Raw genomic sequence first — 14782 nt, forward strand, 5'->3', positions numbered from 1 at the left:
ATAAATGAAAAAATATTTTATTCAAAAAACTCCTTTTGTGGTTCCTACAACCGATGGAAAACTTATAGAAGAGCACCACGGTATTCCAACTACAAACAATCCAGCAATTTCTATTGCACATATGATTGCACCACCGCATTGGAAAGAACCTTTTCAAACACCAGAATTTGAAGAATACACCTATATTATATCAGGAAAAAAACAATTTATTATCGACGGAGAAACCTTAATTCTCGAAGCGGGGCAATCGATAAAAATTGAGAAAAATACTCGAGTTCAATATTCAAACCCATTTGATGCTCCTTGCGATTATATCGCCATTTGCACTCCCGCTTTTGATTTCAATAAAGTGCATCGGGAGGAAGAATAAATTTAATCTCAAAAATCAATGGCACTGACAATAACAATGCCGAATATTGAAATTGAATTTTGCCATGGCCATTGCCATTGCCATTAAAAATTATTTAGGAACGAAAACCAATTTTGTCGAAGTCTTCATGATTTCTTCCTTGTTCATTTTCATTATCCTGAATTTACCGGTGTTGTACATCTCGGCTTGGTCGTTGTAATGTTTGCTAAACGGATTGCCCGATTGCCCAGTTGGCAAAATGCTCATACTATTTTCAATATCCGAAAAATCGATTACCCTTCGGGTTGATGGGCCGCCTTTTACGTCATATTCACCAGTATCTGTAAAACTAAAAAACAAGTTATTGATGACTTCTGTACACCCAGTCACTTCGAAAGGGCCAACATTGAAAACCCCTCTCAAAGCAGCCACTTGTCCCAAAGGATGTTGATGTTCCAGGGTATGAACTCGATTCCAAGCCCAAGAATTGACATCTTTTCCTAATTGATTTTCGAGCGAGACAATCGCTTCACGAAAGGATTTATTGAGAATAACTACCCTACTCTCTTTTCTGTCTTTAGTGTTCACGTCATCCCACCACATCGAATTTTCATTTTTACTTTGCGATTCAATCATTTGTTTGACGATATGAGTACTTAGCAGCATTTTAAAATTGGCTTCGCCCAACTCGTCTAGAAACGTATTTTTTAAATACTGATAAATCCATTTCTGATAAATTGTGGGTGCTATATCCTTTAGATTTGATGAACCGTTCCATTTTATTAGAATTGAAACCGCTTGTTTCTCGTTGCTTGAAAGTACTTTTGAATCTAATGCAGTAATTAAATTGCCTACAATACTTGGCGTAATTGAGGATATATTATCATTCAACATTTTCCCAACTTCTTCCTTTGTCCAATTATTTTTTGGTTGCAATAAATCTGAAATCCTTTTGGCTCTGTCTTGTGGCAAATAATAGCCCGGATATAGATAACCTCCAACCGCTTCTGGCTGATTATTAGCCGAATAGATGTAATTCCAACTTGGATTAATTGCGTGAGGGTTTGTGGAGAAATCCAGAAATTCTTTCTTATCATCTATGCCGTTTGTACCATTTAAAATAAAATTTGAATTGACAGATTTATCCAATTTATAGAGTTTTCCCGAAGTGTTCCAAGCAATATTTCCTTTGGCATCGCCGTACATAATATTCAAACCCGGTGCTGCAATTAAAGAAACTCCTTCCCTAAAATCCTCCAAATTCTTGGAATGAGAAAGCGAATACACGGCTTCGAGTATATGGTTGTTTTCTTGGGTGTAAATCCAAGACATTGCAACCGGATTCTTTCCTGAAATCCCATCCAATAAATTATTCATTATTGGTCCGTGTTGTGTTTCTCGCACTACCAAAACCACATCAGAACTGTCTTTTACTTTAATAATTTCTTTTCGAATGATATAATCTTGAAATCCAGCACTGGTTTTGTATTGCTTTTTACTTTTTGGATTATCCTCTTCTTGGAACAAATCGAGATCGTCATTTTCGAACATCGTCAATCCGTAAGCATAGTCACGATTGTGTGCCAAAAGCGGAAAAGGAGTTCCGGCCAAATAATAGCCATACATTTCATAATCAGGAACGACAATATGTGCTTCATACCAAGTGCACGGCTGTGAAAATCCAATATGCGGATCATTGGCAAAAATTACTTTGCCGTTTTTAGTTTTTTGAGGAGCAATTACCCAACTGTTGCTGCCAATAAAAGCCGGAACTGGCGAATTATCGAGTAAACTAGCAATCGATGTAGAAATTGCGGAATATTCAATTGCTTTCCCATCAAAATTTTTGATTTGAGTTGTTCCTAAAGAACCGTCTAGGCCAAAATCTTTCAAATAATTAGCACCTAATTTATTACGAATATCGGTCAATAATGGATCCGTTTTTTGTGCCATTGCAAAACTAAATGCCATATAACCAAAAATGTTGTAAACATCTTTCAGTGTAAATTTATCTTTCTTTAATCCCAATAATTGAAATTCAATGGGAGTTTTGCCCTCTTCCAGATATTGATTTATTCCATCGACATAAGCCATTGACAGTCGATAGGCTTCTGAATTTTTATCCAATTTAGCAATTGCTTTTTCAGAATGTTCATCGATACCTAATCCCGCAAAAAACATATCTGTTTTCAATAATTTAGAACCAAACATTGCTGATAGCCTTCCCGGCGCAATTCGTCGCAATAACTCCATCTGCCATAAGCGATCTTGAGCGTGAACATAACCCAATGTTGTAATTGCATCCTTTTGAGAATTGGCATAAATGTGTGGCACGCCAAAATCATCAAAATACACAGTAGTTTCTTGTTGAATGTTCTTCAGTTGCAGTTCTCCCTCATAATTTGGTTTTGAATAAAAATAATATCCTATTAACGCCAATACAAAAAAGGCAACCAAAACTAGCATTACGAGCAGGAACTTCTTAAGGTTTTTCATTTGAAACTAAATTAAATACAACCGATTAAGTGTTACAGTTTTATAAAAACTTCGAAATTTAATATAAAAAAATGACATTCTATATAGTTATTTTTTGGACTATTTAAAAAAAGGAATACACTCAAAATCGAACTTTCTAAAACAAAAAAAATCTCGCCATTGCTGACGAGATTTTTCAATCCTCACCCCAACCCTCTCCAAAGGAAAGGGAGGAGAAATGTGTATATTAGATAATCAACATCGCGTCGCCGTAAGAATAGAATTTATATCCTTCTTTTATTGCCTCTTCATAAGCTTTTTTCATTAAATCGTGTCCACAAAAAGCGGAAATCATCATCAATAAAGTCGATTTTGGAGTATGAAAGTTTGTAATCATACAAGTTGCAACGCTAAAATCGTGAGGAGGAAAAATAAATTTATTGGTCCAACCATCGTAAGGATTTAGGGTTCTTTGTGATGAAACTGAACTTTCGATTGCTCGCATTGAAGTAGTACCTACGGCGCATATACGATTTCTGGTTACTTTGGCAGCGTTTACAATATCGCAGGCTTCTGGAGTAATTTTCAACTCTTCAGAATCCATTTTGTGTTTGGATAAATCTTCAACCTCAACTGGATTGAAAGTTCCTAAACCTACGTGTAGCGTTACTTCAGCAAATTTTATTCCTTTGATTTCTAATCTTTTCAGCAAATGCTTAGAAAAGTGCAAACCGGCAGTTGGTGCTGCAACAGCACCTTCTTCTTTGGCATAAATAGTTTGATAACGATCTGCATCTTCTGGAGTTACTTCCCTGTTGATGTATTTTGGAATTGGGGTTTCTCCTAATTCTGTCAATTTATTTCTGAACTCTTCGTATGAACCATCATATAGAAAACGCAAAGTTCTTCCGCGTGAAGTTGTATTGTCGATTACCTCAGCTACTAATGAATCATCATCTCCAAAGTACAATTTGTTACCGATACGGATTTTACGCGCTGGATCTACTAGTACATCCCAAAGTCTTTGCTCGGCATTAAGTTCTCTAAGTAAAAAAACCTCGATTCTTGCACCTGTTTTCTCTTTATTTCCGTACAAACGGGCAGGAAAAACTTTGGTGTTATTAAGAATCATAACGTCGCCTTCATCAAAATAATCGATAACGTCTTTGAACATTTTGTGCTCAATAGTTTGTTTTTTACGATCAATAACCATTAAACGTGATTCGTCACGATTTTCGGCTGGATATTCGGCAAGAAGTTCTTTTGGTAAATGGAATTGAAAATGTGATAATTTCATTTGAAAATATTTAAAAGTTTAAAAGTTTAAAGGTTTAAAGGTTGTTTACTTAAACCATTTAAAATTCAGGCTGCAAATATACGATTGCGAGATAGGCGTTGTCAAGTGTTTTGCCGTTTATTTTAGTTTTCACCGCAAACACGCCAAGTCGCGAAGAGTTAATTAGTTAATTTCTATTGTTTGGAATCCTAAACGAGCCATATCGACCCAAAAATCGGGATAGGATTTCGAAACTACTTCGGCATTTTCTATAATGATGGGCACTTTTAAAGCCAAAGGAGCAAATGCCATCGCCATTCTATGGTCGTTATATGTAGCAATCTTTACATTCGGATTGATTTTGGTTGCTGGTTCTAAAGTCAAACTATCATTTGTCACCGAAATATTGGCTCCGAGTTTTGTCATTTCAATTCTTAAAGCTTCTAATCTATCGGTTTCTTTTATTTTCAAGGTATGTAATCCTGTCAAATGGCAACCAATTCCCAATCCAAGACAAGTCACCACAATAGTTTGAGCAATGTCGGGAGTATTATTCAAATCCAAGGTTAAAGTCTCAAGTATAAAGTTCGGTTGCTTCACTAATGTTATTTTGTTTTCTTCAAAATGAGTCTCCACTCCCATTTTGGAATAAATTTCGACTAAAGCTGAATCGCCTTGCAAACTGTTTTTCTTATAACTAGACAATGAAACGGTGGCTTCGTTAGACAAAGCCACCAAACTAAAAAAGTAGGATGCCGAACTCCAATCCGATTCGACTGTAAGGGTCTTTGGTTTCAGGTTTGTTGTTAGTGGTTTTACGGTTAATGTATTCCCTTCAAAACTAGTTTCGACACCAATCTCAGTGAGCAATGCCAGGGTCATTTTGATATAAGGAACAGAAGTTATTTCGCCAACCAAAGTTATTTCGATACCGTTTTGCAATTTTGGTGCAACTAATAACAAAGCCGAAATGTACTGACTGCTTACATTAGCAGGAATACTGACTTTGTTTTTTTTAATTTTTTGCCCTGTGATTCGAATGGGTGGATAGCCCTCTTCATTTTCATATGAGATTTGAGCTCCTAATTGTTGTAAAGCTTCAACCAAAACTTTTATAGGACGTTCTTTCATTCTTGGCGAACCTGTCAAAACGACTTCGCGACCTTCGTTTACAGCGAAATAGGCAGTAAGAAAACGCATTGCTGTTCCTGCGTGATGAATGTCCACTATTTCTCCATTCCCTTTCAATGCTTTTTGCATTACTTCACTATCATCAGAGTTTGAAGTATTGGCCAAAGAAATATTCGAAAATAAAGCCTGCAAAAGCAGTAATCTATTAGTTTCGGATTTTGAACCCGTTATTGAGATTTCAGCTTTAAGGTTGCAGATTGCAGATTGCAGAAGTAAATTCATTTTTGTAATTATCTTTTTTACCGCCAGGACGCTATGGCGCAAAGTTCTTTGATTTTTTTAGCGGTGCAATTTACAATTCCTAATTTAAAATTCACAATTATTTCAATTTATCATTGTTTTTGTGACGGTCTTTATCCCGAACTGATTTCAAGTCCATTTTTTTATCGAAAGCGGCTTGCAAATCGATTCCGGTTTGGTTTGCCAAACACAAAACTACGAAAACCACATCGGCTAGTTCTTCGCCAAGGTCTTTGTTTTTATCACTTTCCTTTTCGGATTGTTCGCCGTATCGACGGGCAATTATTCGGGCTACCTCGCCTACTTCTTCCGTCAATTGTGCCATATTGGTGAGTTCGTTGAAGTAGCGAACACCATGTTCTTTGATCCACGTATCAACGACTAATTGGGAGTCTTTTAGGTTCATTATTCTTTATTTTTACTATCAATTAAAATTGTCACTGGGCCATCGTTTAAAAGAGCTACTTTCATATCGGCTCCAAAAATTCCCGTCTGTACTTTCTTACCTAATTCAATTTCAAATCGTTGCACAAATTGCTCATATATTGGAATGGCAATTTCAGCTTTTGCCGCTTTAACATAGGAAGGACGATTGCCTTTTTTGGTTGATGCCTGAAGGGTAAATTGAGAAACAACAATTACTTCGCCATCAACATCTTTGACCGAAAGGTTCATTACCTCATTTTCATCGCCAAAAATACGGAGATTGGCTATTTTTTGACAAAGCCAAACAATATCTTCTTGATTATCGGCATCTTCAATTCCAATTAAAACCAATAATCCTTTTTGGATTTCGGCTACGATTTTAGAGTCGATTGCAACTGATGCTTGAGAAACTCTTTGGATAACTATTTTCATAATTCTCTATATTATCTGAGATTCCTACGGAATGACAAACCTTACAAAAATGAGTACTGAACACTAAAAACTACCAACTGAGCACTATTTCCTCGTTTCGTCACTCGCTTTTCTTTCTTCGTCGAAGGAATCGGTGCGGTAATTTTCGTCGTCACCTTCTAAAATTTTAAGGTAACTACTGTATCTTGACCAAGCGATTTCGTCATTTTCTAAAGCCTTCTTTATGGCGCAATGTGGTTCTTCTTTGTGCAAACAATTATTAAATTTACATTGGTCTTTCAACTTGAAAAACTCTGGAAAATAACCACTGATTTCTTCTTTTTCCATATCGACAATCCCGAAGCCTTTGATTCCAGGTGTATCAATTATTCGAGCATCAAAACTCAAATCGTACATTTCGGCAAAAGTAGTGGTATGCTGTCCTTGTTTGCTGGCTTCGGAAATGGTTTTGGTTTTTAGATTTAAAGTGGGTTCTAAAGCATTGACCAAAGTCGATTTCCCAACGCCTGAATGACCCGAAAACATAGTCACTTTACCTATCATCATTTTTTTTAATTCCTCGACTCCTTTACCTGTTGTAGCAGAAACACGCAAACATTGGTATCCAATTTCTTGATAGACATGTTGCATATACAATTGTTCATCCAAGGTCGCCTCGTCGAAAGTGTCAATTTTATTGAAAACTAATATGGTTTCAATTCCATAAGCTTCGGCGGTAACCAAGAATCGGTCGATGAAATTGAAAGTTGTTGGTGGATTATTGATGGTTACCAAAAGGAAAACACGGTCGATATTCGACGCAATAATGTGCATTTGATGCGAAAGATTTACCGACTTTCGAACTATATAATTCTTCCTGTCATGAATTTTATGAATAATTCCAGTAACGGTATCCGAAGTTTCTTCGAGTTCATAATCTACAATATCGCCCACTGCGATTGGGTTGGTGCTTTTGATGCCTTTGATTCGGAATTTCCCTTTCATACGGCATTCGATAAAATCGCCTTTATCGGATTTTACGGTGTACCAACTTCCTGTAGATTTATAAACGGTTCCTGTCATAAGGCAAAGGTAAAATTTTGTTTCAAGTTTAAAGTGTAATGTAGCGCTTTTTTACAATGTTAAAAATAAAAAAATCCCCACAATCAATGAAAACTGTGGAGATTTAGTTTATTCAAAATAAAGAATTAAGAATTCAATATTTTTTCTTGGTGTTCGATACTTTCTTGGTGAATTCCTCTGAATAATTTTATTATAAATTCTTCTGTTAATCCTTTTTTAGCACCTTCGGCAACCATTTTGGCTTGAATTTCATTCCAACGATTGTTTTGCAAAACAGCCACATTATTTTCTTTTTTCACTTGACCAATTTCGTCAGCCACTTTCATACGCTTTCCTAAAAGTTCCAATAAATTAGCATCTAAAACATCTATATTGGCTCTCAATTTCGTCATTTTATTTTCGAAATCACTATCGCCACTCAAATTTCTGATTTTCAAGTCTTTGAAAATTTGTTTCAAAGCATCTGGAGTCACTTGCTGAGGCGCATCAGACCAAGCATTATCAGGATCATTATGCGTTTCGATAATCATTCCATCATAATTCAAATCCAAGGCTTCTTGAGTCACCTCTAGAATCATTTTGCGATCTCCTGTAATATGCGAAGGATCGATAATCAATGGCAAATCAGGGAATTTATTTTGCAATTCGATAGCAATCTGCCATTCTGGAATATTTCGGTATTTTGTTTTTTCGTAAGTAGAAAACCCTCTGTGAATTACTCCCAAATTTTTGATTCCAGCGGCATACAGACGTTCTACACCACCCAACCATAAAGCCATATCAGGGTTCACTGGATTTTTTACCAATACTATTTTATCTGTTCCTGCTAATGTATCGGCAATTTCTTGAACCGCAAACGGATTCGCAGTAGTACGAGCACCAACCCATAAAACATCGATATCATTTTCTAAAGCCAATTTACAATGTGCAGCTGTAGCAACTTCAGTTCCCATTAGCATTCCTGTTTCGGCTTTGGCTTTCTTCAACCATTTCAAACCAATTTCTCCTACCCCTTCAAATCCTCCCGGACGCGTTCTCGGTTTCCAAATTCCAGCTCTAAATACACTTACATCAGAATTTTTTAATTCGTGAGCAATTTTTAATACCTGCTCTTCGGTTTCAGCACTACAAGGTCCTGCAATTACAAATGGATGAGTCAAATTGAATTCGTTCAACCAATTTCTCATTTCTTTCTTGTTTTCCATCTTATTTTTTGTTTGTCGATTATTGTTTGTTGTTTATTGTTCTTTTTAACTGCCATCTGCAAACTGCAAACTGACTATTTTTTCATTCCATTTAATATTTCCTTGATCCTATTGACGCTTTGCATTTCGTTGAAAATAGCATCGTAATCATCCTTTTCTAATAGTTCTTTGAACTTAGATAAATTTGAAATATACTCTTCTAATGTTTTTACTACTTGTTTTTTATTCTGCTTGAAAATCGGAGTCCACATAGCTGGTGAACTTTTAGCCAAACGAACGGTACTTTCAAAACCAGAACCTGCCATATCAAATATATCTTGTTCGTCTTTTTCTTTATTGATAACCGTTTTTCCTAGCATAAATGAACTAATGTGCGACAAATGCGAAACATAAGCAATGTGCTTGTCGTGCGATTTTGGATCCATATAGCGGATTCTCATTCCGATACTTTTAAACAAATCCAACGCTTTTTCCTGTAATTTGAAAGTCGTTTTTTCGACTTCGCAAATGATATTCGTTTTCCCTTGAAACAAGTTTTTTATCGCCGCTGATGGCCCCGAAAATTCCGTTCCAGCAATAGGATGTGTGGCAATAAAATTTCTTCTTCGCGGATGATTCGCTACTGCTTCGCAAATTGGCATTTTGGTAGAACCCACTTCAAAAACTATCGTGTTGTCACCAATAGCATCCAAAACTTTTGGCAAAAGGGTCAAGGCAACATCCACGGGAACTGAAACTATCACAAAGTCGGCTTCTGCCAAATCTTCGAATGTGGCCTCTTGATCAACAACTCCAAGGGCAATGGCTTCTGCCAAATGACTTTTGTTGTTGTCAATTCCATAAATAGTCGCATCTGGATGTAGTGATTTGATGTCCAAAACCATCGAACCTCCAATTAATCCTATTCCTATTACGTGTACTTTCATTTGTTAAAATCTATCTATTGCTTCTTGTATTTTTTCTTCTTTTACACAAAGTGCAAATCGAATGTAACCTTCACCATTTGACCCAAAAATGGTTCCAGGCGTGATAAAAATTGATTTCTCATACAATATTTTATCAATAAAATCTTCAGCAGAGGCAATTCCGGCAGGCAATTTAGCCCAAACAAATAATCCAACTCCTTCTTTGTAAACTTCACAACCTAGCTTCTCTGCTAGTTGTTCTGTCAAAACTCTTCTTTTTTTGTACACCGCGTTCATCGAATCGAACCACGATCTATCGCTTTTCAAGGCTTGAATGGCTCCTTTTTGAATTCCATAAAACATCCCACTGTCCATATTACTTTTTACTTTCAAAACAGCGTCGATACAGGCTGCATTTCCTAAAACCATTCCAACTCGCCAACCTGCCATATTGAAGGTTTTAGAAAGCGAATTCAATTCTAAAGCCACTTCTTTAGCTCCTTCGACTTGCAACAAACTAATTGGATTGTCATTCAAAACAAAACTATACGGATTGTCATTAATCAATAAAATGTGATGCTTTTTGGCGAAAGCCACTAATTTTTCGAACAATTCCAGACTCCCTCTCGCACCTGTTGGCATGTGTGGATAACCCAACCACATTATTTTCACTTTCGATAAATCTAATTTTTCTAAAGCTTCGAAATCAGGTTCCCAATTGTTTACTTCTGTTAAATCATAATAAACTGGAACTGCACCAACCAAATTCGTCACCGAAGAATAGGTTGGATACCCTGGGTTTGGAATCAAAACTTGGTCTCCTTCGTTCAAAAAAGCCAATGAAATGTGCATAATTCCTTCTTTGGAACCCATCAAAGGCAAAATTTCTGTGTTCGGATTTAAGGAAACTCCATAATTAGTTGCATAGAAATCAGCCATTCCAGTTCTCAATTCTGGCAAACCTTGGTAACTTTGATATTGATGCGCATTTTCTTCTTGCATTGCCAAAGTTACGGCATCAATAACTGCTTGTGACGGTCTCAAATCTGGACTTCCAATTCCCATATTGATAATGGATTTTCCTTCGGAAGCCAATTGTCTTACTTCTCTCAATTTTGAGGAGAAATAGTATTCTTCAACTATATCTAATCTTTTTGCTGTTGTAATCATATTCATAATTTTCACTAATGCTCTCCTTTTTGGAATTTGTTTTTTGCCTTTTGGAATTTCCTTTTCCTACGGTTTTGTATTTTTATATTCTCCTAATACTTTGAAATATTCCGCCATAATTTCCATCAATGATTTTGCTTTGGCGTAATCTTCATATTTATCGAAAGTCACGTCCACAAAAAACGAATATTTCCAAGGTGTTTCTATTTTTGGCAAGGATTGAATTTTGGTTAAATTCAGTTTGCAATCGCTCATTACATTGAGAACAGCTGCCAAACTACCTCTTTTGTGATCCAATTCGAATTTAATTGAAGCACGGTTAATTTCCTCTTTAGAAACAAAAGAATTCTCCTTTTTAATAATAACAAAACGCGTCATATTGTTATTAATCGTCTGGATTTCTGGGGCTATAATTTCTAAATTATACATTTCTGCCGCTGTTTTACTGGCAATGGCGGCAATTCCTGAAAGTTGTTTTTTCTGAATTCTACGAGCTGTTTCGGCGGTATCTTTGTCTTCGACCAATTTTATTTTAGGATATTTTTTTAAGAATTCCATACATTGCAACAACGCCATCGGATGTGAATGTACTTCTAAAACATCTTTGATTTTTTGCCCTTTTAAAGCCATTAAATTTTGATGAATATCTAAATAATGCTCTCCAATAATATGCAAATTGTTTTTGTCAATTAAGGCATAATTTGGAATAATTGGTCCTGCAATAGAATTTTCGATGGCCATAACCGCTTGATCCGATTTACCAGACAATACACTGTCAATTAATTTATCGAATGACAAACATTCATCCACCTCAACTTCATTGCCAAAATATTCTTGTGCCACCTGATGGTGGAAAGAACCTTTTATACCTTGTATTGCAATAATTGTACTCATAAATATTCAAAAAAAAATCCTGATTTTCATCAGGATTGTATATTAGCTTTATTTGTTTTTATAATCTTTCAAATAACCATAGACAATCCTTACTTCCTAAAGAAGAAATAGTAAGTATTGCTAAAATAAAAACGGTTAGTTGACATAAATATCACGGTTTTTTTTAAAATCCTCTGCGAATGTATAAATTTAATTTTAGCAACCAAAAAAAAAAGATGATTTTATTAGTCAAAAAAAAGAATTATCAAAAAAGCTTGCTTTTAATTCAATAATAATCAAAAAAGAACTCCAAAATCAAAATTAAAGCAACCGGCACTTATCCTAATCTCCCTAAAATCATAGACTTTCATTCGTTTTAGACATCCATTTCTTTCCTTCAGAAATTCGGGTAACCATCATGGATGCAACCAAATCGCCATTGGCGTTTAATAAAGTGGCCATAGGATCAATCAATGTTCCGATAATCATTGCAACCGGCAAGGCTTGCTCCATTGGCAATCCATAAACAGTTATTGCCAATACTTCTCCTATATAACCTCCGTTTGGAATACCTCCTTCAACAACTGAAACAATTACAGTAATTCCTATTGCTAAAAGCAAAGTACTTGGTTCTGTAAAATCTTTGCCAAACATGGCAAAAAGAATGGCAATTTTTATGATAGACCCGGTTGACGAGCCGTCTTTATGTAAAGGCGCTCCCAACGGAATCACAATATGACTGATATGCTTAGGTATTTTAATTTCCTCGGCTGCTTCGAGATTTGCAGGGATTGTCGCAATACTGCTGCAAGTTCCCAAAGCAGTCAAAGACGGGGTAATGTTGTTTTTCCAGAAGATTGACAGTCCTTTTTTTCCTCCCGCCATAAAAGCATACAAACTAAAAAACACAACAAAATAAAACAAGCAAACTCCATAATATAGTCCCAAAGGCTTCGCATAGGTGCCAAATAATTGCGGTCCAAAAATACCAACTTGATACGCAAAATAAGCTCCTAATCCCACGGGAGCTGTTTTCATTATTAAATGAAGCAATTGTTTCATCACCTCATCGCCGGATTTTAAAAAACCTTTGAAGTTCTCCCCTTTTTCACCCGATTGCAAAGTCGCAAAGCCAATTAAAAAAGAAAACAATATCAGCGCCAACATGCTTTTTCGGGTCAACAATTCTGAGAAATCATTCACAGTCAGCAATTGGGTTACTTGCGTTCCTACACTACTGTCCTGAATAGTTTCTACTGGGATTTTAGATAGTACAATATCTTGATTAATTGGAAAAAGCAATACACCTATAATCATTACTACCGCTGAAATTAAAACGGTAGCCAAAAAAACGCCTAACATAATGCTGAATAATTTACCAAGTTTTTCGGTTTTTTCCAAAGTGGCAACAGAGGTTGCAATCGTAAAGAAAATCAAAGGAATGATCGCGGTAAATAGCATATTCAAGAAAATATCACCTAAAGGTTTTATCACCTCCACTCCTTTTCCGAATACTAACCCTAAAATGCTTCCCAAAATTATTCCTCCTAAAAGCAACAAAATTTCGCTATAGTTTTTCAAGAAACTGCCCGATGATTTACTTTGACTAGCCATATTTTAAAAAATTTAGGTAAATATATAAATCTAAACGATAAAGTCCTCAACGTTTGTTAAAGTTTTGAACATTGATAAATATCAATGTGATACAAAAACAATAAATAAAAGTTTTTTCTGTTTACTTTTGCTACAAATAAATTTCAATGTCAATAGTAGTAAATAACATATCGAAAAGTTATGGTGTTCAAAAAGCACTGGACAACATTTCGTTTTCTGTCAAAAAAGGAGAAATCGTTGGTTTTCTAGGGCCTAATGGTGCTGGAAAATCAACTTTAATGAAAATATTGACTACCTATATTGCTGCTGATGAAGGGTCTGCAGCTGTAAATGGATTTGATGTTAATTCACAAGCCAAAGCCGTGCAACAATCCATTGGCTATCTCCCAGAACACAATCCTTTGTATTTGGATTTGTATGTTCGAGAATATTTGGCCTTCAATGCCGATGTATATAAAGTATCTAAATCCAGAATAGAAGAAGTGATTCAATTGACAGGTTTGTCCAATGAAAGCCATAAGAAAATAGGTGAATTGTCTAAAGGTTACCGTCAACGCGTGGGACTTGCCAATGCTTTATTGCACAATCCTGACGTTTTGATTCTCGATGAACCAACAACTGGATTAGATCCCAACCAATTGGTCGAAATTAGAAACGTGATAAAAAACGTGGGCAAAGACAAAACCGTTTTCCTTTCGACACATATTATGCAGGAAGTAGAAGCGATTTGCGACCGCGTAATTATTATTGACAAAGGGAAAATCGTTGCCGATAAAAAACTGGACAACCTAATTTCGGAAGAAAAAGAACAAATAATTGAAGTGGAATTCGACAATCAAGTAGAAGAACAATTACTTGCAAAAATCGAAAATCTGACTTCTTGTAAAAACACGCACGATATGATTTGGGAATTGACTTTCAACGCCGATAAAGACATGCGTCCCGCAGTTTTTGATTTTGCGAATGCCAATGGCTTGAAAACACTACAGCTTAATCAGAAGAATAAAAATCTAGAAGCAGTTTTTAGGGAGATTACGAAGTAATAACCAATATATAAATCTAAAAGCTATAAATTAAAAAACCGCAAAGAATTAACAATTAAGTCTTTACGGTTTAACTAAGTACTCAGAGCGGGACTTGAACCCGCACGAACATTGCTGTTCACTGGATTTTAAGTCCAGCGTGTCTACCAATTTCACCATCCGAGCATTACTTTTCGATGTTATATCTAATTTTTAGAAAAAATTAATTAAATACAGCACCATCCGAGCATTTTACTAATTTGATGTTATATCTAATTTTTATAAAAAATTAATTAAATACAGCACCATCCGAGCATTTTTACTTTTCGATGTTATATCTAATTTTTAGAAAAAATTAATTAAATACAACACCATCCGAGCATTTTTACTTTTTGATTTAAAACCCAATTGAAAATTCATTAAGATTTAAAACCTACTAAGCGTATGGTTTTGAGCGAAAAACGGGGCTCGAACCCGCGACCTCGACCTTGGCAAGGTCGCGCTCTACCAACTGAGCTATTTTCGCATTTACATTCTAAAAA

Annotated in this window: 13 protein-coding genes and 2 tRNA genes; 2 read left to right on the top strand and 13 right to left on the bottom strand. The window is 35.7% G+C overall.

The window, feature by feature from the left end; all coding sequences use genetic code 11:
* Positions 1–4 precede the first annotated feature (4 nt).
* On the top strand, positions 5–370 hold the full coding sequence (locus ACIQ1E_RS00620) for a cupin domain-containing protein (protein ID WP_396167767.1): 366 nt from the start codon (positions 5–7) through the stop codon (positions 368–370).
* Between the two features lie 90 nt (positions 371–460).
* On the opposite strand, the gene ACIQ1E_RS00625 is transcribed toward ACIQ1E_RS00620, so the two are convergent.
* The 11 genes from ACIQ1E_RS00625 to ACIQ1E_RS00675 all read right to left on the bottom strand — a co-directional run bounded on the left by ACIQ1E_RS00625 (position 461) and on the right by ACIQ1E_RS00675 (position 13218).
* Complete coding sequence (locus tag ACIQ1E_RS00625; RefSeq protein ID WP_396167770.1) at positions 461–2845, bottom strand: penicillin acylase family protein; 2385 nt, start codon at positions 2843–2845, stop codon at positions 461–463.
* A gap of 226 nt (positions 2846–3071) precedes the next feature.
* Entirely contained in the window at positions 3072–4121 is a 1050-nt protein-coding gene (gene queA / locus ACIQ1E_RS00630) for a tRNA preQ1(34) S-adenosylmethionine ribosyltransferase-isomerase QueA (RefSeq protein ID WP_396167772.1), read from the bottom strand.
* A gap of 162 nt (positions 4122–4283) precedes the next feature.
* A complete protein-coding gene (gene aroA / locus ACIQ1E_RS00635; protein WP_396167773.1) occupies positions 4284–5513 on the bottom strand; it encodes a 3-phosphoshikimate 1-carboxyvinyltransferase in 1230 nt (409 codons plus the stop codon).
* A gap of 97 nt (positions 5514–5610) precedes the next feature.
* The gene (locus ACIQ1E_RS00640) at positions 5611–5937 is read right to left on the bottom strand and encodes a nucleotide pyrophosphohydrolase (protein ID WP_396167775.1); all 327 of its coding nucleotides are present in this window, start codon (positions 5935–5937) and stop codon (positions 5611–5613) included.
* A complete protein-coding gene (dtd, locus tag ACIQ1E_RS00645; RefSeq protein ID WP_396167777.1) occupies positions 5937–6389 on the bottom strand; it encodes a D-aminoacyl-tRNA deacylase in 453 nt (150 codons plus the stop codon). The genes ACIQ1E_RS00640 and dtd overlap by 1 nt, the downstream gene beginning before the upstream one ends.
* Before the next feature lie 84 nt (positions 6390–6473).
* Positions 6474–7451 (bottom strand): ribosome small subunit-dependent GTPase A, encoded by a 978-nt coding sequence (gene rsgA, locus ACIQ1E_RS00650; protein ID WP_396167780.1) that lies wholly within the window; start codon positions 7449–7451, stop codon positions 6474–6476.
* A 125-nt stretch (positions 7452–7576) separates the two neighbouring features.
* Positions 7577–8656: a chorismate mutase gene (locus ACIQ1E_RS00655; RefSeq protein ID WP_396167782.1), complete on the bottom strand. Its 1080-nt coding sequence runs from the start codon at positions 8654–8656 to the stop codon at positions 7577–7579.
* 74 nt (positions 8657–8730) lie between these two features.
* Complete coding sequence (locus tag ACIQ1E_RS00660; RefSeq protein ID WP_396167783.1) at positions 8731–9582, bottom strand: prephenate dehydrogenase; 852 nt, start codon at positions 9580–9582, stop codon at positions 8731–8733.
* Positions 9583–9585: 3 nt separating this feature from the next.
* Entirely contained in the window at positions 9586–10731 is a 1146-nt protein-coding gene (locus tag ACIQ1E_RS00665) for a pyridoxal phosphate-dependent aminotransferase (RefSeq protein ID WP_396167786.1), read from the bottom strand.
* A gap of 66 nt (positions 10732–10797) precedes the next feature.
* Positions 10798–11625, bottom strand: a complete 828-nt coding sequence (locus ACIQ1E_RS00670) for a prephenate dehydratase (RefSeq protein WP_396167788.1) — start codon at positions 11623–11625, stop codon at positions 10798–10800.
* 336 nt (positions 11626–11961) lie between these two features.
* Positions 11962–13218: a dicarboxylate/amino acid:cation symporter gene (locus ACIQ1E_RS00675; protein WP_396167790.1), complete on the bottom strand. Its 1257-nt coding sequence runs from the start codon at positions 13216–13218 to the stop codon at positions 11962–11964.
* A 146-nt stretch (positions 13219–13364) separates the two neighbouring features.
* Here ACIQ1E_RS00675 and gldA point away from each other — a divergent pair, with 146 nt between their 5' ends.
* Complete coding sequence (gene gldA / locus ACIQ1E_RS00680) at positions 13365–14261, top strand: gliding motility-associated ABC transporter ATP-binding subunit GldA (protein ID WP_396167791.1); 897 nt, start codon at positions 13365–13367, stop codon at positions 14259–14261.
* Between the two features lie 79 nt (positions 14262–14340).
* Here the strand turns inward: gldA and ACIQ1E_RS00685 are convergent.
* Together ACIQ1E_RS00685 and ACIQ1E_RS00690 are read right to left on the bottom strand one after the other, a co-directional pair.
* Positions 14341–14426, bottom strand: a tRNA-Leu gene (locus tag ACIQ1E_RS00685).
* A 267-nt stretch (positions 14427–14693) separates the two neighbouring features.
* A tRNA-Gly gene (locus ACIQ1E_RS00690) sits at positions 14694–14766 on the bottom strand.
* Positions 14767–14782 lie beyond the last annotated feature (16 nt).

Origin of the sequence: Flavobacterium sp. (assembly GCF_044348915.1) — a bacterium.
Lineage (GTDB): Bacteria > Bacteroidota > Bacteroidia > Flavobacteriales > Flavobacteriaceae > Flavobacterium.

Bases quoted from the DNA above. Each gene is read 5' to 3' on its own strand.
- gldA (WP_396167791.1), top strand. From the start codon at position 13,365: ATGTCAATAGTAGTAAATAACATATCGAAAAGTTATGGTGTTCAAAAA.
- aroA (WP_396167773.1), bottom strand. From the start codon at position 5,513: ATGAATTTACTTCTGCAATCTGCAATCTGCAACCTTAAAGCTGAAATC.
- ACIQ1E_RS00620 (WP_396167767.1), top strand. From the start codon at position 5: ATGAAAAAATATTTTATTCAAAAAACTCCTTTTGTGGTTCCTACAACC.
- ACIQ1E_RS00655 (WP_396167782.1), bottom strand. From the start codon at position 8,656: ATGGAAAACAAGAAAGAAATGAGAAATTGGTTGAACGAATTCAATTTG.
- queA (WP_396167772.1), bottom strand. From the start codon at position 4,121: ATGAAATTATCACATTTTCAATTCCATTTACCAAAAGAACTTCTTGCC.
- ACIQ1E_RS00640 (WP_396167775.1), bottom strand. From the start codon at position 5,937: ATGAACCTAAAAGACTCCCAATTAGTCGTTGATACGTGGATCAAAGAA.
- dtd (WP_396167777.1), bottom strand. From the start codon at position 6,389: ATGAAAATAGTTATCCAAAGAGTTTCTCAAGCATCAGTTGCAATCGAC.
- rsgA (WP_396167780.1), bottom strand. From the start codon at position 7,451: ATGACAGGAACCGTTTATAAATCTACAGGAAGTTGGTACACCGTAAAA.
- ACIQ1E_RS00625 (WP_396167770.1), bottom strand. From the start codon at position 2,845: ATGAAAAACCTTAAGAAGTTCCTGCTCGTAATGCTAGTTTTGGTTGCC.
- ACIQ1E_RS00660 (WP_396167783.1), bottom strand. From the start codon at position 9,582: ATGAAAGTACACGTAATAGGAATAGGATTAATTGGAGGTTCGATGGTT.
- ACIQ1E_RS00675 (WP_396167790.1), bottom strand. From the start codon at position 13,218: ATGGCTAGTCAAAGTAAATCATCGGGCAGTTTCTTGAAAAACTATAGC.
- ACIQ1E_RS00665 (WP_396167786.1), bottom strand. From the start codon at position 10,731: ATGATTACAACAGCAAAAAGATTAGATATAGTTGAAGAATACTATTTC.
- ACIQ1E_RS00670 (WP_396167788.1), bottom strand. From the start codon at position 11,625: ATGAGTACAATTATTGCAATACAAGGTATAAAAGGTTCTTTCCACCAT.